The organism is Gracilibacillus halophilus YIM-C55.5 (assembly GCF_000359605.1).
In the GTDB taxonomy this organism is placed as follows: domain Bacteria; phylum Bacillota; class Bacilli; order Bacillales; family Amphibacillaceae; genus Gracilibacillus; species Gracilibacillus halophilus.
On the sequence record NZ_APML01000016.1, the window covers coordinates 24942 to 45513 of the forward strand.

The 20572-nt window shown below is 39.9% G+C and carries 17 protein-coding genes and 1 pseudogene; 5 read left to right on the top strand and 13 right to left on the bottom strand.

Features of this window, described 5'->3' with window-relative positions; translation table 11 throughout:
- Positions 1–184 precede the first annotated feature (184 nt).
- From J416_RS03665 to J416_RS03680, 4 genes and pseudogenes are all read right to left on the bottom strand, one after another.
- Positions 185–1426, bottom strand: a complete 1242-nt coding sequence (locus J416_RS03665) for an aminopeptidase (protein WP_003465176.1) — start codon at positions 1424–1426, stop codon at positions 185–187.
- 3 nt (positions 1427–1429) lie between these two features.
- Positions 1430–3319 carry an ABC-F family ATP-binding cassette domain-containing protein gene (locus J416_RS03670; RefSeq protein WP_003465178.1) on the bottom strand — a complete coding sequence of 630 codons (1890 nt, stop codon included), beginning with the start codon at positions 3317–3319 and terminating at the stop codon, positions 1430–1432.
- A gap of 28 nt (positions 3320–3347) precedes the next feature.
- A pseudogene (cls, locus tag J416_RS03675) lies at positions 3348–4789 on the bottom strand (cardiolipin synthase).
- A gap of 104 nt (positions 4790–4893) precedes the next feature.
- Positions 4894–5364 carry an Hsp20/alpha crystallin family protein gene (locus J416_RS03680; protein ID WP_003465179.1) on the bottom strand — a complete coding sequence of 157 codons (471 nt, stop codon included), beginning with the start codon at positions 5362–5364 and terminating at the stop codon, positions 4894–4896.
- A gap of 141 nt (positions 5365–5505) precedes the next feature.
- Here J416_RS03680 and J416_RS03685 point away from each other — a divergent pair, with 141 nt between their 5' ends.
- The 3 genes from J416_RS03685 (at position 5506) to J416_RS03695 (ending at position 8968) form a co-directional block, all read left to right on the top strand.
- Entirely contained in the window at positions 5506–7212 is a 1707-nt protein-coding gene (locus J416_RS03685; protein ID WP_003465180.1) for a PLP-dependent aspartate aminotransferase family protein, read from the top strand.
- A gap of 229 nt (positions 7213–7441) precedes the next feature.
- The gene (locus J416_RS03690; protein ID WP_003465181.1) at positions 7442–8356 is read left to right on the top strand and encodes a DUF459 domain-containing protein; all 915 of its coding nucleotides are present in this window, start codon (positions 7442–7444) and stop codon (positions 8354–8356) included.
- Between the two features lie 9 nt (positions 8357–8365).
- Positions 8366–8968, top strand: a complete 603-nt coding sequence (locus J416_RS03695) for a YpmS family protein (protein WP_003465182.1) — start codon at positions 8366–8368, stop codon at positions 8966–8968.
- A 165-nt stretch (positions 8969–9133) separates the two neighbouring features.
- On the opposite strand, the gene J416_RS03700 is transcribed toward J416_RS03695, so the two are convergent.
- Positions 9134–11308 carry a DNA topoisomerase III gene (locus tag J416_RS03700; RefSeq protein ID WP_003465183.1) on the bottom strand — a complete coding sequence of 725 codons (2175 nt, stop codon included), beginning with the start codon at positions 11306–11308 and terminating at the stop codon, positions 9134–9136.
- 120 nt (positions 11309–11428) lie between these two features.
- Between J416_RS03700 and J416_RS03705 the strand changes: the two genes are divergently transcribed.
- The gene (locus J416_RS03705) at positions 11429–12085 is read left to right on the top strand and encodes a haloacid dehalogenase type II (RefSeq protein ID WP_003465184.1); all 657 of its coding nucleotides are present in this window, start codon (positions 11429–11431) and stop codon (positions 12083–12085) included.
- 39 nt (positions 12086–12124) lie between these two features.
- On the opposite strand, the gene J416_RS03710 is transcribed toward J416_RS03705, so the two are convergent.
- From J416_RS03710 to J416_RS03735, 6 genes are all read right to left on the bottom strand, one after another.
- Positions 12125–12688, bottom strand: a complete 564-nt coding sequence (locus tag J416_RS03710) for a peroxiredoxin family protein (RefSeq protein ID WP_003465185.1) — start codon at positions 12686–12688, stop codon at positions 12125–12127.
- Positions 12685–13383: a hypothetical protein gene (locus J416_RS15020; protein WP_003465186.1), complete on the bottom strand. Its 699-nt coding sequence runs from the start codon at positions 13381–13383 to the stop codon at positions 12685–12687. Before J416_RS15020 ends, J416_RS03710 begins: the two co-directional genes overlap by 4 nt.
- Before the next feature lie 104 nt (positions 13384–13487).
- Entirely contained in the window at positions 13488–14267 is a 780-nt protein-coding gene (locus tag J416_RS03720) for a sulfite exporter TauE/SafE family protein (RefSeq protein ID WP_003465187.1), read from the bottom strand.
- A 121-nt stretch (positions 14268–14388) separates the two neighbouring features.
- Positions 14389–14616 (bottom strand): sulfurtransferase TusA family protein, encoded by a 228-nt coding sequence (locus tag J416_RS03725; protein ID WP_003465190.1) that lies wholly within the window; start codon positions 14614–14616, stop codon positions 14389–14391.
- Positions 14617–14671: 55 nt separating this feature from the next.
- Entirely contained in the window at positions 14672–15799 is a 1128-nt protein-coding gene (locus J416_RS03730) for an MBL fold metallo-hydrolase (protein ID WP_003465193.1), read from the bottom strand.
- A gap of 103 nt (positions 15800–15902) precedes the next feature.
- Entirely contained in the window at positions 15903–16478 is a 576-nt protein-coding gene (locus tag J416_RS03735) for a sulfurtransferase TusA family protein (protein WP_003465196.1), read from the bottom strand.
- Positions 16479–16723: 245 nt separating this feature from the next.
- Between J416_RS03735 and J416_RS03740 the strand changes: the two genes are divergently transcribed.
- Positions 16724–18346 carry an ABC-F family ATP-binding cassette domain-containing protein gene (locus J416_RS03740; RefSeq protein WP_003465197.1) on the top strand — a complete coding sequence of 541 codons (1623 nt, stop codon included), beginning with the start codon at positions 16724–16726 and terminating at the stop codon, positions 18344–18346.
- A gap of 250 nt (positions 18347–18596) precedes the next feature.
- Here J416_RS03740 and trpA read toward each other — a convergent pair whose 3' ends face one another.
- Positions 18597–19373, bottom strand: a complete 777-nt coding sequence (gene trpA, locus J416_RS03745) for a tryptophan synthase subunit alpha (RefSeq protein ID WP_003465199.1) — start codon at positions 19371–19373, stop codon at positions 18597–18599.
- Positions 19366–20571: a tryptophan synthase subunit beta gene (gene trpB, locus J416_RS03750; protein WP_003465201.1), complete on the bottom strand. Its 1206-nt coding sequence runs from the start codon at positions 20569–20571 to the stop codon at positions 19366–19368. The genes trpA and trpB overlap by 8 nt, the downstream gene beginning before the upstream one ends.
- Position 20572: the final 1 nt, after the last annotated feature.

Genomic DNA, 20572 nt, shown 5'->3' on the forward strand with positions numbered 1-20572 from the left:
GTTGGAAGCTGTATTCATTCCTTTTGTTATGTGAAGAAATTGGAACAAAAGTGATGACCTCGTAGGCGATATACTTGAGTATAATAGGAAATGTATATTTCCAAAAAGAAAATAAAATATCCTCAGTCAAGAAGGGGGTTATCTTCAAAACTGGGGATATTCGTAAAATCACTTGTCATCATTTTTAGCTGTTAAAATCAATCGCCCATGCGCCGTTACGGAAAACAGGTTCTCTTGTACCATCTTCCGTGATGCCATCAATATCTAAATCAGCTGAACCGATCATAAAGTCAACATGTATCAAGCTATCATTCACACCATGTTGATCCAGTTCCTCATTATTCATATCTGATCCGCCTTCAACGTTCGTTGGATAGGCTTTACCAAGCGCAATGTGACAAGATGCATTCTCATCAAACAAGGTATTATAGAAGATAAGCCCAGATTGTGAAATGGGTGATGCATGAGGCACAAGAGCCAATTCACCGAGATGCTTTGCACCTTCATCTGTTTCCAATAAGTGCTTCAATGTGTCATAGCCTTGTTCAGCATCAAAATCGACAACTTTGCCATTTTCAAAAGTCATACTGAAACCGTCAATCATGTTACCGCCATGAACAAGTGGTTTCGTTGCCGTAACCGTTCCGTTCACACCGTATTTATCAGGCAAGGTAAACACCTCTTCTGTTGGCATATTCGGGTTAAATGCATTCCCTTCTGGCGTCTGGGCTGCACCACCTTTCCAAATATGCCCTTTCGGTAAATCAAATCGAATATTCGTACCTTCTGATTGGAAGACAAGGGCTTGGTATGATTTTTGATTTAAATATTCACGTGCTTGGTGCAACACTCGGTTGTGTTCATCCCAAGCAGCTACTGGATCTTCACGATCGACGCGAACAATCTTGAAAATTTCTTCCCACAAGCTTTCTTTGGCTTCTTCTTCCGACAGATCTGGATAAATCTTTTTCGCCCAGTCACCAGTTGGTATCGAAATGATAGACCAAGGAATACGATCATTCATAATGTATTGACGAAATTCTTTCATCGCTGTAGCACTCGCTTTATTTGCTTTTGCGACACGTTCTGGATCGATATCTTTTAACAGATCTGGATTCGTTGATCGAATCGACAATAAAGCAGCGCCGTCTTTAGCAAAATATAAATGCTTATCAATTTGCCATTGCGGGATTTCCGTTAACACTTCGTCAGGGACATTTTCAAACTTCATTAATGTCAAATCATCGTCTGTCCAATTCACATGGACATTTTTAGCGCCTAATTCGTAAGCTTTTCGTACAACAATTTTCGTAAAATCAGCACCTTCAATCGATGAATTGATCACCAACGCCTGATTCTCTTGTACATTCACACCAGTACGCAGGGCCAGTTCTGCATATTTTTCCAAGGATGTAAGGTCTGCCATGGATTATTCCTCCTTTAATTGTTCAATAAGTAATGATAGTTCTTCCCAACGATTCATTTTCTCTTCTAATTGATCCTCTAACTCTTGTTGTTTTTCATATAATGGCTGAATCGTTTCTGCGTCACTACCAGCTTCAGCAATCTCCTGCTCCACATTTTCAATTTCAGTTTCGATTGCTGTGATATCATCTTCAATCGTTGCCCATTCTTGTTGCTGCTGATAGGACAGCTTCTTTCGCTTACGTGCAGGTCGATGAGACGTCTTTTCTTGTGTTTGCTTCGCTTCTGCTTCTTTTTCTTTTTGCCATTTGCGAAAATCGCTGTAATTCCCATAATAATGTTCTAATTGCTTATCCCCCGTAAATGCAATCAGTTGGTCGACCGTTTTATCAAGGAAGTAACGATCATGAGAAACGGTAACAACAACACCAGGAAACTGCTGCAAATAGTCTTCCAATACAGTTAATGTTTCGGTATCTAAGTCGTTTGTCGGTTCATCTAAAAATAACACATTCGGTTGCTGCATTAAGACCTTCAATAAGTATAACCGCTTGCGCTCACCACCTGATAGTTGGCGAATATTGACCCATTGCTGCGGTCGCGGAAATAAGAATCGCTCTAACATTTGTTCAGCCGTTATTTCATCTCCATCCACCGTCGTCACAACGGACGCTTCTTCACGGATAAAATCAATCACTGTCATCGACTCATCAAGCGCTGGGTGTTCTTGCGTATAATAGCCAATTTTGACTGTTTCACCGACATCAATGGTCCCTTGATCCGCTTTTATCCGTCCAGCAAGAATATGTAATAACGTTGTCTTACCACTTCCATTGATGCCAACAATACCAATCCGATCTCCCGACTGAAATAAAAAGTGAAAATCTTCAAACAATACATGGCCATCAAAACTTTTGCGTAACCCTTCTACTTCAATTACTTTTTTACCGAGACGACTCGCACCGATTGGCACATCAATGTGTTCTTCTTTGGTATCAAACGTCTTTTCCTTCATGGCCTCTACTCGGTCGATACGCGCTTTTTGTTTCGTTCCTCTAGCTTTTACCCCACTTTTTAGCCAGGCGATCTCTTGTTTTAACATGTTTTGGTGCTTTCTCTCAGCACGTGCCTCTTGCTCCTGTCTGATCGCTTTTTGTTCGAGAAATGTCTCATAATTGCCTTCATACGTATATAATGTACCCTTGTCGAGTTCAAAGATACGATTTGTTATTCGGTTAAGAAAATAGCGATCGTGCGTCACAAGTAATATAGCGCCTCGATATTGGGGCAAATATTGTTCTAACCACTCAATCGTATCATTATCTAAATGGTTGGTCGGCTCATCTAATAACAGTAAATCAGCTGGTTGAATCAACGCCTTGGCAATCGCCACACGCTTTTTCTGTCCACCAGATAACGATTGTACCGACTGATTGAGCTTAGGCACACCGAGTTGTGTCAAAATCGCCTTCGCACGCGTCATTTCGTCCCATGCATCCGCTTGATCCATTTGTTCTTGCAAGTGTATGAGTTCCTCTTGCAGTGATTCATTTTCAGGTTGATTCTCTAATGCCAACGCCGTACGTTCATATTTCCGAAGCAAGCTCATCCGCTCTGTTGCGCCATAATAAATTTCATCAAGAATCGTATCTTCTGATAACACTGGCTCTTGCTCCAAATATTCAATATGATAATCTTTTGGATGATCAAATGAACCTTTCTCTACTGTATCACGTCCAGCCAACACTTTTAATAACGACGATTTCCCCGTACCATTGACACCAATCAGTCCGACACGATCTTCTGTCGTTAATGCAAACGTGAGATCCATAAATAATTGTTTATCACCATACGTTTTATCTATATGTTCGACTTTTAATGTGCGGATACGCATCACCTCCTACTTTCAAACAAATGGTCTCTTATAAAATAGGCGAAATCAAACGTGAGAAGGACTCTTTGATTCGAATCCATATCGATCGCTTTTTATATGTCTCAAGCGTTAACTCTGTTACATGATCCATATCTTTTTCAAATTCATCGACGAGCATTTCGGCAATCGTTTCATTAAATAAAAAGGCATTGACTTCAAAATTCAATCGAAAACTTCGCACATCGATATTCGCTGTTCCTACCGATGCAATTTTACTATCGACAATAATCATTTTGGCATGTAAAAAGCCGTTTTCATAAATATACACCTTCGCACCTGCATCAAGCAATTCTCCGATATACGAATACGTCGCCCAATAAACAAATGGGTGATCGGGCTTATTCGGAATCATAATACGCACATCTACCCCTGATAGTGTCGCCACACGTAATGCATCTAATAAACTGTCATCTGGGATAAAATAAGGTGTTTGAATATAGACGTAATCTTTGGCTGACATAATCATTTTGATATAACCGTGTTTAATTTGTTCATAGTCAGAATCAGGACCACTGGAGACAATTTGCATGCCGACATGACCAGCAGATTCTGCGTCATAATAACGATCTTGGTAAGGGATATCATGACGTGAAGCTTGGTTCCAATCGAGAATAAAACGCGTTTGCATATGTTTCACAGCACTACCTTTTATCCGCAAATGGGTATCACGCCAATGGCCAAATCGCTTATCAACGCCTAAATATTCATCGCCAATATTAAAACCACCTATGTACCTATTTTACCATCAATAATGGCCAGTTTCCGATGATTTCGATGGTTAATTTTGAAATTGACTTTGGGAATTAACGGTGGAAAAAAACCTTCCACTTCAGCTCCAGCATGGCGCATGTCACGCATCAATCGTCGGCTCAGTTTCCTTGAACCTAAATCATCATAGAGCAGGCGAACCTCAATACCTTCACGTGCCTTTTCTTTTATCACATTTACGAGACGGTTGCCTAAATGATCAGAACGTACGATGTAATATTGTAAATGAACATGATCTTTGGCTGCTTTAATGTCTTCCATGAGAGATTCAAATTTACGGTTGCCATCGGTAAAGATATCCACATCATTATCTTGGGAAAAAATCGCATCATTGTTACGAAGATGTAAGTAATATAAATCTTTATACGCCATTAAGCGTGGGTCATGAAGATAAAATTTCCCATTTTCGATATTACGCATTTGGTGTTGAACAGCGTGTTTGACACCTAATTTACTTTTGGTATCCCACGTGAATATCGTTTTGTTACTTAGCTTTCGCCCAAAAATAAGATATAAAATAAAGCCAAATATCGGTATAAACGTTAACACCATAATCCAGGCCCATGTTGCTGTGGCATTTTTACGCTCTAGGAAAATAATCGTGAGTGAAAGAATAATATTAAATAATAACAATGAGCTAATCACAAGTTGTAAAATTTCCACTTGCATCCCCCTCCTTTCTATCTAAGGGTTATAGCTTTAATATACCATATATTGTCGAATATGACTCGGCTTTCACCTTAGCGATTTGGTGAAAGCCTTTTCTGCTACAAAATATCTATTTGTTCATTTTTGGGATGTTCTTTCGGTCCTCGTATTTCTAACACACCGTGGTGTAATCGCGCCTTAGCTGTTGCTTTATCGACTTGATAAGGGACACTGATGGTTCGTTCTCTTTTTTCGCGCCTGCGTTCTTTTTGATAATACTTGTTGGATTCATCATATCTTTCAGTTTCTTGATCATCATCCACTGCAATGCGGATTTGATTACCAGTTAGCTGCAATTGAATTTGATCTTTCTCCACTCCTGGTAATTCAGCAGTTACGATCCATTCTTTGTCGGTTTCCTTGCGATCGACTGGCATACGACCTGGTAGATTCGCTTTCTGAAAAAAGTGATCCATCGTATTTAACAGATTATTCGATGGCTTTTCATGGAAGAAAGCATCCATCTTTTTCAGTAAATCTTCGCTCATCTGGCGAAAATCACTCGGCTTGTGTTGATTTGATTCACTCATCGATTATACCCCTTTCCTACATTTATCTTTTTTATTTTATGTATGTAGCTTGCACATGGAATGGGCGCTACTCATGGCACGCTTTCATTGACGTTGAAAGCCGTTTCACATATAATGATGGTTATTGAGGAGGGGATTATTTTGACAAGTGAATTTAACCTTTATGGAAATGAAACGAATCTTCTGCATGCCGGACAACAGGTAGACCCAGCGACAGGTGCACGTGCGGTACCCATCTATCAAACGACTTCTTACGTATTCCGCGACAGTGAGCACGCACAAAATTTATTTGCACTCGCCGAAGAAGGAAATATTTATTCTCGCATTATGAATCCGACACTCGACGCATTTGAAAAACGAATGGCGGTACTTGAAGATGGCGTGGCAGCGGTTGCTACAGCTTCTGGTGCTTCTGCTATTACACTATCTATCTTAAATCTCGCGAACAGTGGCGATGAAATTATTGCAGATAGTAATTTATATGGTGGCACATTTAATTTGTTTAATACAACGTTGCCAAAGTACGGCATTGATGTAACATTTGTCGATGGCACCGACCCAGAAAACTTTCGCCGTGCCATTTCAGATAAAACAAAAGCGATTTTCGGGGAAGTCATTACAAATCCTAGCTTGAACGTATTTGATATGGAAGCTGTTGCTGATATCGCTCATGAGCATGATATTCCGCTCATTATTGATAATACGTTTGCGACTCCTTATGTGTGCAAACCGATTAAATGGGGAGCAGACATCGTCGTTCACTCTGCCACAAAGTGGATTGGCGGACATGGCACGTCCATCGGGGGAATTGTTGTTGATGGCGGCCGTTTTAATTGGAATCATCCGAAGTTCCCTGGATTTATTGAGCCTGATGAAACCTATCACGGGGTTCGCTTTGGCATTGACCTCGGACCGCCTGCGTTTGCACTAAAACTAAGAGTACAGCTTTTGCGTGATATTGGAGCAGCACTCAGTCCACAAAACGCATTTTATTTCTTACAAGGTTTAGAAACATTGCATTTACGCATGAAACGTCACAGCGAGAATACAGAAAAAGTTGCCAACTACTTACAAGAGCATCCGCAAGTGGAATGGGTATCTTATCCTGGATTAGAAAATCACCCTTCCCACCAACTGGCGAAAAAATATTTGCATGACCATTTCGGTTCAATTATTGTATTCGGCATTAAAGGCGGACGTGACATAGGGCGACAAGTCATTGATAACGTCACATTATGGTCTCATGTTGCCAATGTCGGTGATGCGAAATCGTTAATCATTCACCCGGCATCCACCACACATCAACAATTGAGTGCCGATGAATTAAAATTATCAGGTGTAACCGAAGAATTAATTCGTTTATCTGTCGGTATTGAATCAGCTGATGATATGATTAACGATCTCGATCAAGCGATTGCCACAGCCACAGGTACTGAACCTAGGATACGCGTGACGGAAGAACAAGCCATCAATTGGGCCTTGTCTTCACCTTTTGCTCGAGAAGAAGCAGGGATCCGTCAAAAAACCATCGCGATTGCTGGTTATCAAGCAGCAAAAGCCGATACCATCAAAAAGTTGCAAAAACTGGGCTATCAAATCGTGCCTATTAGCCGTCAAGAAACGTCCTTATATGGCATGGAAACGATCGCTCACACCAAAGATATGGAAGATGTCGTTGATATTTTATATATCGTTGATGCCAACGAAGCAGAAGGGCAAATCAATGAACAAACCAAAATCGTTTGGTTTGCTGAAGGACAAGCGAACGAAAGCTTGAAACAAGATGCGAGCGGAAAAGTCATCATCGAAAATCGTTGCCCTTTTGAAGAAGCCAATCAATTACGATAACACATAGTTGCAAAGCCACGAATGGTCGTCATTCGTGGCTTTTTATCATTATTTTCGATGGAGTTGAGAATAAATCCGGCAAAGTTGAGAATAAATCACCTAAACTTGAGAATAAAACCATCGCAACATGTTTACGAAAATTCATGCATATGGTTATAAAAGCAGGGATGTTACAATATAGGTAGGAAAGGGTATATAGATGGTAGAACAACAATTGTAGGTGTTAGTCATGAAGAAAAAATGGGCACTATTTATTATCGTCTTCACTCTCTTAAGTTTTATTTTTATTTTCACAATTAGCCAAAAAGAACGTCCGCTCCCATCATCATCAGAAAAGACGCCCGCACAAGTGAATTCTGAAGCAAGCGATCAACAAGACCAACATGAGACTTCAGAAGATACAAATCAAGATGCGGAGCCAGAACAAGATAATCAAAACGGAATTACCGATCAAATAAAAAATGTCGTCACAGAAGCGATTCAAATTTTTCAAAAAGAAACCAATATTGTAGCGATTGGTGACTCGCTAACGCAAGGGGTTGGTGATGAGGCTGGTAATGGTGGCTATGTCGGCATACTCGAAAACAGGTTAGATAGCCAAAACGTCAAAGTATCGATTGAAAATTTTGGGAAAAGAGGCAATCGAACGGATCAATTATACGAGCGATTAAATAACGAGGATATTGTTGCATCGATAGAGCAAGCCGATATTGTCCTCATTACGATAGGCGCCAATGATATTATGAAGATTGTAAAAGATAACTTTATGAATTTAACCGAACAGCCATTTATTGAAGCTCGCGGTCCATATCGCCATCGATTAGAACAAATTTTACAACAAATTCAAACAATACAACCAGATGCTCAAGTGTATTTATTAGGTTTCTTCAATCCTTTTGAAAAATATTTTAATGATATTGAGGCATTAGACCGTATTATGACACGATGGAATAATGAAAGTAAAAATGTCGCCAATCAATTTGAACAAACGACATTCATTCCGATGAAAAATATCTTTCAAGGAAGATCAGAAAACGTATTTGCAGAAGACAATTTTCATCCAAATCAGCGTGGCTACCGAATCATGGCTGAACGTGTCATTTCCTATTTACAAGAAGATGTCGATGCAGGTAGTGATGAGTAGGTGAAGTAGATGAAATCAAAGATATTATCATGGAAATATTTATTTTTTATTCTCGTAACAGTGAATCTTGTTTGTATACTTGGCGTGCTTGCATTCATTTTTTGGCCCGTATCGAGTAATGAGATGCCGAATAAAGAGTATATTGAAGATGAATCAGGCGCAACTTTTACCGTCCACTCAAGTAAAGAAAATTTAAACGAATTGGTGAACGCCTATCTGGATAAAGAATTAGGAGCTAATGGCAGTGATTACACCATTCGCTTTGACGAAGACGTTCAGTTGATGGGATCGATTATAGCTTTTGAAACCGAAGTCCCTGTTAATATTACGTTTGAACCAGATGTTCAAGAAAATGGGGATATCATCTTACAATCCACCGAAATGTCTTTAGGTCTGCTACGACTGCCTAAAAACAAAATTCTTGAATATGTTGATAAGCGGATTGATACACCGGAATGGCTAACGATAAATCCAAAAGAAGAACAAATCTATATTGCCGTCACTCAAATTGAGATGAACAATAACTTCCGTGCCAAAGTCCAACGATTTGACTTAGAAAATGATCAAATTTCGTTCCGGATTAAAGTACCGAATCAAAAATTAGGCTTGTAACGACGCTCAACCAGCGATCATTTTGCGAAATTGGTAATATTTTCGCGAAACATCATTTAATTTTGCGAAATCGCTAATAATCTTGCGAAACATCATATATTTTTGCGAAATCTCTAATAATCTTGCGAAACCTAAAAAAACAAGCGCTCAAACAAAAGCGCTTGTTTATTCATCTTGTTTTTTCAATTTTGATAATGCTTCTGCTAATGCAGGGTTGGTAAATTCATCATCTTGTTGTTTCATATATTTGTTAACGTCTCGTTTGCTTGCTTTTTCTTGTCCTTGTTGATTCTTTCGTTTTTGAAAGGCAGACATTTTCTCACGATAACCACAGACACAAGAAAAAGTTTGTGCCTCTCCTTGTCCGCGCAGTTCCATTTTCTTATGACATTTGGGACAACGGGCATTCGTCTTTTTCGCGATTGGTTTACGTTCACCACAAGATCTGTCTTGGCAAACGAGCATACGACCTTTCTTCCCATTCACCTCAAGCATAAGCTGGCCACAACTCGGGCATTTGGTCCCCGTCATATTATCATGTTTATATTTCGCATCACTTGTCTTAATTTCCTGTACTACTTGCTTCGTATAACCTTTGATCTCGCCTATAAATGATTGCTTATCTAATGTTCCGTTTGCAATTTTCGCTAATTTTTCTTCCCATTCCGCTGTAAGAAGCGGTGATCTCAATTCTTCCGGTACTAAATCTAATAATTGCTTCCCTTTCGACGTTAAATAGAGATACTTTCCTTTTTTCTCGATGTAAAATGTGTTAAAAAGTTTCTCAATAATGTCTGCTCTTGTCGCAACTGTTCCGAGTCCACCCGTTGCCTTTAACGTTTGGGTCGCTTGCTGTTTGCTGTGATCCATAAACTTACTCGGGTTCTCCATCGCTTGAAGCAATGTCCCCTCTGTAAAACGTTCAGGCGGCTGAGTCTCCCCTTCTTCTAATGCGATCTTCGGTTGTTTCCAACGCATGTCTTTTTCAACAGTTGTCATTGGTTGCTCTGTTTCTTCCTGCTCATCATTGGTAGCAAATACCGCTTTAAATCCTTGCTTTAATTCATTGTTTCCGCGTGCGGTAAAGGTTTCACCACCGATTTCTGCTGTTACATCAATTTGTTCATATTCATAAGGCGGTAACAGTACGGCTAAAAATCGTTTCACGACAAGATCGTATATTTTTTGTTCTTGATGAGATAACTTGTCCAACCGCACACGCTCTTCTGTCGGAATAATCGCATGGTGATCAGATACTTTATCATTATGAACAAACGATTTATTTGTTTGAATCGGTTGTTTTTTTATTTGAGCTGCTGCCTTTGCATACGGTCCAACACCACAAGCGTCGACTCTTTCCTTCAATGTCGGAACAATGTCTGTCGAAAGATATTTTGAATCCGTTCGCGGGTACGTGACCACTTTATGTTGCTCGTAAAGCTTTTGCATGATGGATAATGTTTGTTTCCCAGAGAAACCAAAGATCCGATTGGCGTCACGTTGCAAGTCTGTCAAATCATACAGCGACGGTGCATACTGTTTCTTTCGTTTCTTATCAACTTGTTTGACAACGGCATCTTGTCCGTTTAATTGTTCTCTTAAGCGTTGTGCCTGCTTCTGATCAAAGATCCGTGATTGATTGTTTTGATTCTTCCATGTTAAACGAATACCATCTTTCGTTTTTGCTTTCAGTTGATAAAAAGGTTGTGGCTGAAACTGCTTAATTTCTTGTTCTCTTCTTGCGATCATGGCTAATGTTGGTGTTTGTACGCGCCCCGTCGATAATTGTGCATTGAATTTTGTCGTCAACGCCCTTGTTGCATTCAAACCTACATACCAATCCGCTTCTGAGCGAGCAACAGCTGAAGCATATAAGTTCTCATACTGTTTGCCCGGTTTTAATTGTTGAAAACCTTGTCGGATGGCTTGATCTGTGACGGAGGAAATCCATAACCGTTTGACCGGCTTTTTTACATGCGCTTTGTGTAAAATCCATCGAGCGACTAATTCCCCTTCTCGCCCTGCATCAGTAGCGATCACGACTTGATCAACATCTTTACGTGTCAATTGTGATTTTACCGTTTGAAACTGTTTTCCCGTTTTCTTGATCACGACTAATTTTAGTTGCTCAGGAAGCATTGGTAAGTCATCAAGCTTCCATGTTTTGTATTTGTCATCATATGCACCGGGGTCAGCTAAGGTAACGAGGTGTCCTAATGCCCATGTGACAATATATTTTGACCCTTCCATATATCCATTATGTTTCTTACCACAGTTCAAAACACGAGCGATATCACGACCAACGGAAGGTTTTTCAGCTAATACCACTGTTTTACTCATAACTACACATCCTCCTATAATTCCACTCTACTATAGCATAATAATAGGAAGACTTGAAACTGGACAAGTTCTTCAAACACGAGATAAGCTAGAATAAAAATCAAAGGAGAGCAGTCTCTTATGATCAAAGCTTACGTATTTGATGTATATGGAACGCTATTTGACGTTCATTCCGTCATTCATAAATGTAATCAGTTTTTCCCTCATAAAGGAAGCAAAATTAGCCACACATGGAGAGAGAAACAGTTAGAGTATTCATATCTCAGGCAATTAATGGGCAATTACACATCCTTTTCTACAGTGACAAAAGATGCTTTACGTTATGCAGTTCACAAACACGGTGAACAGTTAGACCCACAAACTGAAAAAGAGCTGTTCCATGCTTATTTCCATTTAGATCCTTATCCAGAAGTAAAAGAAGTGTTATCTCAATTACAACACAAGAAACTTGCTGTATTCTCCAATGGATCACATGATATGCTTGACCCTTTAATTGCACAATCAGAGTTACATCATCTATTTGATGAAATCATTAGTGTCGATGAAATACAGCAGTTTAAACCAACGCTCGCTTCCTATGAACACGCGAGAAAATGTTTAAACGTCAAACCAGAAGAAGTACTCTTTATGTCTTCCAATGGATGGGACATAACAGGTGCAAAAAACTATGGGTTCCAAACCGCCTGGATTAACAGACATCACCTTCCTGTTGAGGAGTTAAACCTGGAGCCTCATACCATCTATTCAAATTTATCTGGTATTTTAGAATGGGAATAAGGGATCACTGGCGTTGGTCAAAAGCATGTCCTTCGCCTGTTATTCCAATTGATTATACTCTAACATCATACCTTCATAATCTAACGGGCCGAAGATGCGAAACTGAATGACCCCTTTCGAATCAATCATATAAGACGTCGGTAGCGGGTGGATTTGATACGTAACAGCTACCTTATCCTCTGAATCTACTAAAATAGGAAACGACAGTTGATATTCATCAATGAAATCACGCACATCACCGATATTCTGTTCAGTAGTCGTCATATTTATGCCTAATACGACTGCATCACTATCTTGATAAAAGGCTTGCAAATCTGGCATCTCTTCTCGACAGGGCGGACACCACGTGGCCCAGAAATTTAACATGACACGATCGCCGCGATAATCTGACAACTTTACCGTTTCGCCGTCTATCGTCTGTAATGTAAAGTCAGGAGCTACTTGTCCCACTTTTAATCCCACTTCTCGTTCCATCGCTTCACTTGTGGAGCTCACTTCCTCTGTCTGATGATCTGATGTAACTTTTTCTTTGTTATGGAAAAAATCAAATGTAGCCCACGCCAACATAGATAAGACAAGAACACCGATGATCATTCGTTTCATATGCGAAAACCTCCAGATTCATCACCAGTATGTGACGACATACGCCGTCTCCAGTAAATTATATGAACGATGGACATGATTAGAAGAACAAGGTAAAAAAGTGTATGTAAATGAAATTGAAAAATCGATGTTTGCCAAAAAAAGGAGATAGCAAGTTGTCCCAATGACCAAAAGAATAAAAGACTTGATGTGATCCCATATAAAGATGCCCTTTGCAGCGAAAAAAGCGCACCCACTAATAACATAACTAGTAAACTAAGATACAAGCCATTGCCATCATTTTCAATCGAGATTTGGATAAATTGGTAAACAAAAGAACTCGCAATAAATACAAATAGCCAGGAAAATAGCCATTGAAAATAAGTGACGTGATCCATGTGGCTTGTGATACGCCATCTACTATAAACAGCCGTCAAAAGAATTCCTACATAAAAAGCTTGCGAATTACTTGGATAAGCTAAAATAGCGACCGGATCTTCGATGAACGTAGACCAATGAAAAAGGATTTTTCCTAGCCATAAACATATCATAAATGTCAGCAATAGCTGGAATATCTCATCCATTCGTTGCTTCATTTCGTTCTTAGAAAATGGCCGAATGAATAAAAAAACGATAACGCCTAGCGCAATACTGATCGCTATCAGTACAAGTTCGACTTTCACAATAAACGGGCCAAATACCCATGCAGGTGGCATTCTTGTCATCCTCCTCAGATTCCAAATCGATGTACAAATATATTTCCTTCATCCTATGTATAACATCACTTGGCAGTCAACCGAAATTGATGCCAAGTGATCTGTTACAGTATATCCATCCAAATTTTTATCGCCGTTCCTAAAATTAATAGCGCCAAAGATATTTGTAACACTTTTGTATTCATTCGTTTGCCAACAGCAGCTCCTAGTGGTGAGGCCATAAGACTTGCAATGACCATAATCACGGCTGGAAAATAATCGACTTGTCCAGTGGTCACTTTTCCAACAGTTGCACCAATTGAGGAAATAAACGTGATTGCTAGCGAGGAAGCGATCGTCATCTTTGTCGGAATCTTCAGTACCACTAACATAATCGGTACAAGCAAAAAGGCGCCTGCAGCCCCGACAATGCCAGCACCGATCCCAACGAGAAGTGCAAACATCGCAGCAAGTGACTTATTAAATGTGACTTGATCAAATGGAATATCATCGACGCCATTCTTTGGTATAAACATCATAATAGCTGCAATTAGTGCTAGAATACCATACGTTACATTAATTCCTGCTTCTGGTAGTAACTTCGATCCATATCCACCAATAAAACTTCCGATTAACACACTAACTCCCATATAAATGATAAGTGTTTTATTTAAGTAACCGCCTTTACGATAAGCCCAAACACCACCAATGGTCGCAAATAACACTTGGACGGCGCTAATTCCTGATACTTCATGAGCAGTAAATGCGCTCACACCTACAAGTGGCGGAATATAAAGTAGCATCGGGTATTTAATAATCGAACCACCAATGCCGACCATTCCTGAAATAAAGGACCCCACAAAACCAATTAAGAAAATGGTAAGGATAAACATTGCCATCTCCATACGAATTACCTCCTTTCATGACGAAAAAATGGGCTTATCGCTCATTTCCTAGCGATAGCCTTTATAGTCCTTATGTAGGTAAGGAAGTCTTGTCCTTCCTTACCTCCTAAGGTGATGTCATTTACCCTTTTTTGATCCAAAATTTGAGCACGCCGTCTTCCTCTGTATCTTCTACGAGTTCATGGCCACCAGATGAAGCCCATGCGGTTAAGTCACTTTTAGCCCCTTGGTCTGTGGCATGTACTTCGAGAATTTCACCAGAATCAATATCGTTGATCGCCTTTTTCGTTTTTACAATAGGCATAGGGCATGCGAGTCCTGTTGCGTCTAATACTTTTGCTGCGTTCATTTTGATACACTCCTTTATTTTTTATTGACATATTGTTTTGTAGACATGTTCATTATTATCGGACGGCACAACGGTTTGGGCCAATTTCCATTTCACGTTGCTCTTCATCTTCTGGGGTTATTTTACCCATATTGGTTTCTCTTATTTGTTGATAGCTATTTGGTTGTGGAGGCAAGTTTTCAGTTACCATTTTTCTAAACGCTGCTTCATCTTCAATGTTCAGTCCGTGGTTTTTGCTGAAAAGCGTACCTAGTGTCGCACCTACTGTCCCATCTTCGTTTAATTCATCCATAATCATAAAGTGAGCAGGTAGAACGACAAGATCTTCAGACAACGCTTTGTAACGCGAATATAGGCTTTCGCGTAAATCCGCTACCCAGTCTTCTGCTTTTCCAGCAAGATCTGGTCGTCCAATTGAATCGATAAACAGAATATCGCCTGTCATCAAATATTTTTCATCGACAATAAATGACGTCGAACCAATGGTATGCCCTGGTGAATACAATGCATGAATATCAATCGCTGTATCACCAATGGTTACTTGACCACCATCTTCAAGTGGTTGATAGTTAAACGTGACTTCCGTTGCATCTTTCGGTGGCATCCAGTATGTCGCACCTGTTTCTTCAGCTAACATAGTGCCACCCGAAATGTGATCAGCATGTAGGTGTGTATCAAACACATGTTGAATCGTCACACCTTTTTCTTTCGCAAATTGAGTGAATACATCTGTCATCCGCGTCGGATCAATGATTGCTGCTTCCCCATCTGAAATCACCATGTAAGATAAGCATCCTTTGCCGATGCGGACAAATTGATACAACTCGCCGCCATTCTTTAAGTCGCTCACTTTCACAGGTTCAAGGTGTTCACTCCACGCTTTCATACCACCTTTGAAGTAAGAAACATCCAGTCCAGCTTCACTTAGCATCTCGGCAACCATCACTGAAGAGCCTTCCTTCGCACAAACAACGAGTGTCTCTTTATCTGATGGGATTTGATCAAGAATCTCCTCTACACCATCTAATAATTCAAAGTAAGGCACGTTTACATGTTCAAAATTTTGACCTTCGATTTTCCAATCTTGAAATTCACTTTCATTACGAACATCTAATATAAACAATGACTCCTGATTGAAGATTTTTTTCGTTACATCGCTAGCTGTCATTACGTTTACAGCCATTATTAATACCCCCTATAGTATTATTTTTATTAAAAAAAATAGAATAAAAATGTTAATGATACATCAGCATCTTTCATGAATTTTTACTCATGAAAATGCCTCCTTAATTGTTTAACTTTTCAGTATCTCCAGACCATTCACTCATGCCTGGAACGACGTTTACTACGTTCTGAAATCCTTTTTCAGCTAGTTTTTGTGAAGCTAGATCACTTCTACTTCCTGTACGACACACGACATAAATATTATCGTCTTTATTCAATTCATCTGCTCGTTCATCTAATTCACCTAATGGAATGGATACAGCATTCGGTATATGGCCAAAAGCATATTCTGCAGATTCACGCACATCAAGTACGATCATCTGTTCATTATTAGAAAGTTTTGCTTTTACATCCTCATTGCTAGCCGTATGCGGATATTTTGTTTCTGTAGTGTCTTCATCGCTTGATTTACGAATATAGTGTTTCAATACGTCTTCTTCTTCAATGGTTCCTAAATACTGATGACCTGAGCTATTGGCCCATGCTTCCATATCTGCCGTTGATCCTTGATCAGTTGCTTGTACCTCTACAACTTGTCCGGCGTCTAATTCTTTCATCGTTTTCTTTGTCTTTACAATTGGCATTGGGCAAGCCAGTCCTTTTGCATCCAATAAATAATCTGTCTTCAATTGATTCATGTTTATTCCTCCTTATACCTTATGGGGTATATTTTTGTGTAAAAAAATATGTGTAATCATGAATTTCGTTCGCCCTCGATTACCCCTATGGGTATTATAATATAGCATACTGATTCAGATGTCAACAGCAAAGATAATTTTTTTCAGTCATTCCTAAGATTCATTGTGTCTTGCGTGAATTGACTTCATTGATAAAATCCCTTAAGCTTACCATATGATATAGAATGTATGGAGGAATTCAATAAATGCTACAAGCAACAAATGTAAGTTTACGCTATGGTGATAAGAAGTTATTTGAAGACGTGAACATAAAATTCACGCCTGGGAATTGTTATGGGCTCATTGGCGCAAATGGTGCTGGAAAATCGACATTTCTCAAGGTTTTGTCAGGTGAAATTGAACCGCAAACAGGGAATGTGTCCATTGGGAAAGATCAACGTCTCGCCGTTTTAAAACAAGATCACTTTGCTTATGAAGAATATGAAGTGCTTCAGACCGTTATCATGGGACATACGCGTTTGTATGAAGTGATGAAGGAAAAGAATGAGATTTATATGAAAGGTGATTTCACTGAGGAAGACGGCATGCGCGCTGCTGAACTTGAAGGTGAATTTGCAGAAATGAACGGTTGGGAAGCAGAATCCGATGCAGCCATTTTATTAAAAGGTCTTGGCATTGGGGAAGATTTACACCATAAATTCATGGCTGATTTAACAGGTGCCCAGAAAGTGAAAGTGTTACTTGCACAAGCATTATTCGGTAATCCTGATATTTTGCTACTCGATGAGCCGACCAACCACTTGGATATTCAAGCGATTCAATGGTTAGAAGAGTTTTTGATTAATTTTGAAAACACAGTCATTGTTGTTTCTCACGATCGTCACTTTTTAAACAAAGTGTGTACACACATTGCTGATGTTGATTATGGCAAGATCGAAATCTACGTCGGAAATTATGATTTCTGGTATGAATCGAGTCAACTGGCTATGAAAATGGCGAAGGAACAAAATAAGAAGAAAGAAGAAAAAATTAAAGATCTCCAAAACTTTATCGCACGATTCAGTGCCAATGCATCCAAATCAAAACAAGCCACATCACGTAAAAAATTACTCGATAGTATCACATTAGATGATATTAAGCCGTCTTCTCGTCGCTATCCGTATGTTCATTTTGAACCAGGACGCGAAATTGGTAATGACTTATTACGTGTGGAAGGGTTAAGCAAAACGATTGATGGAGAGAAAGTGCTCGATAACGTTAGCTTCACACTGAAACCTTATGACAAAGTCGCATTTGTCGGACCGAACGAGAATGCGAAAACTGTCTTGTTTGATATTTTAATGGGTGAAATGGAGCCAGATGAAGGAAGTTATACGTGGGGCGTCACGACGTCACAATCTTATTTCCCTAAAGACAATTCACGCTTTTTTGAAGGAAATGATATGACCTTAGTCAATTGGTTACGTCAATATTCACCTGATGATCAAACGGAAACCTTCTTACGTGGATTTTTAGGGCGCATGCTTTTCTCTGGTGATGAAGCTTTGAAAAAGGCAAATGTGCTATCAGGTGGAGAGAAAGTACGTTGTATGCTATCAAAAATGATGTTAAGCAATGCAAACGTCTTAGTGTTTGATGAACCGACGAACCACTTAGACTTAGAATCGATCACATCATTAAACAAAGGGTTGATTCGATTTAAGGGCTCGATTCTATTCACATCGCATGACCATGAATTTATTAACACGGTAGCTAACCGCTTGATCGAAATCACACCAGCAGGCATTATTGATAAAGAAATTAGTTATGACGAATATGTCGCCGACCAAGAATTACAAGAAAAAATAGCAAAAATGTACGAAGGGTAAAAAAAGCTGAATCACTCTAGAATAGGACCATACTGAAATATAGAGATTTTCTTTTCTAAATAAGCTATAAACACAACGTAACTGGAAAATATACTTGCTTGCCTGGGGCTCGGACCAAGCCTCCTCACGAGAAAAACACTCGTTGCGGGGTCTTGGCACTCTCGCTTTTCCCCTAGCGTCTCGTATATTTTCCAGTTACTATTGTACAGTGATTTTACAAATGTTCTTTCTTCCGCTCTCTAGCTTTAAATTATTGCTTTGCTGCTTCAATCAATTCACGAATGGTATCTCTGTCACCTTTATGCAATGAGTCTACAATTCTACTGCCTACAACCACACCATCGCAATGCTTCGTAAGTGCCTTCACATGATCAGGTGTGGATACGCCAAACCCAGCAAGAACAGGTGCTTCACACTGTTGTTGCAGTGAAGCGAGATGCTCGCCTAAATGTTCTTGAAAAGAGGAACGCGCTCCCGTTGTCCCTGTGACAGTCACAGCATATAGAAAACCTTCTGTACGTTGAGCGATGTCAGCAAGACGCTCTTTTGTGCTCGTTAATGCAGCAAGACGAATCAGCGCGATATCATGCTGTTGTAATGCTGGAACAATGATCCCTTCTTCTTCCAATGGCAAGTCAGGAATAATTAAGCCATCCACTCCTGCTTCTTGGCAACTCTTCGCAAAAGCCTCTACGCCATAAGCATGGATCGGATTGATATAAGTCATTAAAACGATCGGAATGTTACGACGTTCTTTTGATTCTTTCAACTTTTCTAAGACAGCTGTTAACGAAACACCATTCGCGCGCGCTCGGAGTCCTGCTTCTTGAATCGTTGGGCCATCCGCTACTGGATCAGAAAAAGCAATCCCCAGTTCGACAACAGTTGCTCCCGCTTCTTCTAAAAAGGCAAGTTGCTCATCTAGCTGATCAAGTCCACCGTCGCCTGCCATAATATATGGAACAAATGCTTTATCACCTTGTGCTTTCACTGCCCTAAATGCTTGATCTAACTTTTCTTTACCCATTCACTTCACCTCCGAACGCATCTCTTACCGTTTCAACGTCTTTATCACCACGACCCGATAAGCAAATCACCATCACTTCATCTTCCGTCATTTCTTTGGCAAGCTTCATCGCATAGGCAATCGCATGAGCACTTTCTAATGCAGGAAGGATTCCTTCGGTGCGCGATAATTCTTTCAATCCTTCTAGTGCTTCTTCATCTGTAATGTGTACATAATTGACGCGACCTTCTTCTTTTAAATGACTATGTTCTGGACCAACACCCGGGTAATCCAAACCAGCGGAAATTGAATGAGCTTCCTGAATCTGCCCATCTTCATCTTGTAACAAATACGTCATCGTTCCATGTAAAATCCCTTTTTCACCATATGTTAAAGTGACGGCATGTTTGTCCGTATCAACACCTTCGCCACCAGCTTCTACTCCGTATAAACGAACCTTTTCATCCTCAACAAATGGGTAGAACATCCCCATCGAATTACTGCCGCCACCGATACAAGCCACAACAGCATTCGGTAGCTGTCCTTCTTTTTCTTTTACTTGCTTTTTCGTTTCACGTCCAATCATGCTTTGGAAATCACGTACCATTTGCGGAAATGGATGTGGTCCAACGACAGACCCGATGATATAATGCGTATCTTCAACATGGCTTACCCAATAACGCAAGGCTTCATTAACAGCATCCTTTAACGTTCCGCTTCCTTGCTCAACACTTTCTACACGCGCACCAAGCAATTCCATACGAAAGACATTCAGTTTCTGACGACGGACATCTTCTTTGCCCATAAAAATGACACATTCTAACCCAAGCAATGCACATACCGTTGCCGTCGCTACACCGTGCTGCCCTGCACCCGTTTCAGCAACCACTTTCTTCTTACCCATTCGCTTCGTTAATAACGCTTGTCCGAGCGCATTATTAATTTTATGAGCGCCTGTATGATTTAAATCTTCTCGTTTTAGATACACCTTAGGTCCACCGAACTTTTTTGAAAAACGCTCAGCGTAATACAATGGTGTCTCTCGTCCAACATATTCGGATAAATAATCTTGAAACTCATCAACAAACGTTGGATCATTCTTTGCTTCTTGATACGCTTTTTCTAATTCCAATACTGCAGGCATGAGCGTTTCGGGAATAAAACGTCCACCAAAGTTGCCAAAATGACCTGTATGATTGGGTTCATTGTATGTTGCCATA

What these genes read in the sequence shown, in the direction of transcription:
- J416_RS03720 (WP_003465187.1), bottom strand. Translation starts at nt 14,267, where the DNA reads ATGGAGATGGCAATGTTTATCCTTACCATTTTCTTAATTGGTTTTGTG.
- J416_RS03695 (WP_003465182.1), top strand. Translation starts at nt 8,366, where the DNA reads ATGAAATCAAAGATATTATCATGGAAATATTTATTTTTTATTCTCGTA.
- J416_RS03725 (WP_003465190.1), bottom strand. Translation starts at nt 14,616, where the DNA reads ATGAACGCAGCAAAAGTATTAGACGCAACAGGACTCGCATGCCCTATG.
- J416_RS03665 (WP_003465176.1), bottom strand. Translation starts at nt 1,426, where the DNA reads ATGGCAGACCTTACATCCTTGGAAAAATATGCAGAACTGGCCCTGCGT.
- J416_RS03735 (WP_003465196.1), bottom strand. Translation starts at nt 16,478, where the DNA reads ATGAATCAATTGAAGACAGATTATTTATTGGATGCAAAAGGACTGGCT.
- J416_RS03680 (WP_003465179.1), bottom strand. Translation starts at nt 5,364, where the DNA reads ATGAGTGAATCAAATCAACACAAGCCGAGTGATTTTCGCCAGATGAGC.
- trpB (WP_003465201.1), bottom strand. Translation starts at nt 20,571, where the DNA reads ATGGCAACATACAATGAACCCAATCATACAGGTCATTTTGGCAACTTT.
- J416_RS03705 (WP_003465184.1), top strand. Translation starts at nt 11,429, where the DNA reads ATGATCAAAGCTTACGTATTTGATGTATATGGAACGCTATTTGACGTT.
- J416_RS03710 (WP_003465185.1), bottom strand. Translation starts at nt 12,688, where the DNA reads ATGAAACGAATGATCATCGGTGTTCTTGTCTTATCTATGTTGGCGTGG.
- J416_RS03670 (WP_003465178.1), bottom strand. Translation starts at nt 3,319, where the DNA reads ATGCGTATCCGCACATTAAAAGTCGAACATATAGATAAAACGTATGGT.
- J416_RS03730 (WP_003465193.1), bottom strand. Translation starts at nt 15,799, where the DNA reads ATGGCTGTAAACGTAATGACAGCTAGCGATGTAACGAAAAAAATCTTC.
- J416_RS03740 (WP_003465197.1), top strand. Translation starts at nt 16,724, where the DNA reads ATGCTACAAGCAACAAATGTAAGTTTACGCTATGGTGATAAGAAGTTA.
- trpA (WP_003465199.1), bottom strand. Translation starts at nt 19,373, where the DNA reads ATGGGTAAAGAAAAGTTAGATCAAGCATTTAGGGCAGTGAAAGCACAA.
- J416_RS03700 (WP_003465183.1), bottom strand. Translation starts at nt 11,308, where the DNA reads ATGAGTAAAACAGTGGTATTAGCTGAAAAACCTTCCGTTGGTCGTGAT.
- J416_RS15020 (WP_003465186.1), bottom strand. Translation starts at nt 13,383, where the DNA reads ATGCCACCTGCATGGGTATTTGGCCCGTTTATTGTGAAAGTCGAACTT.
- J416_RS03690 (WP_003465181.1), top strand. Translation starts at nt 7,442, where the DNA reads ATGAAGAAAAAATGGGCACTATTTATTATCGTCTTCACTCTCTTAAGT.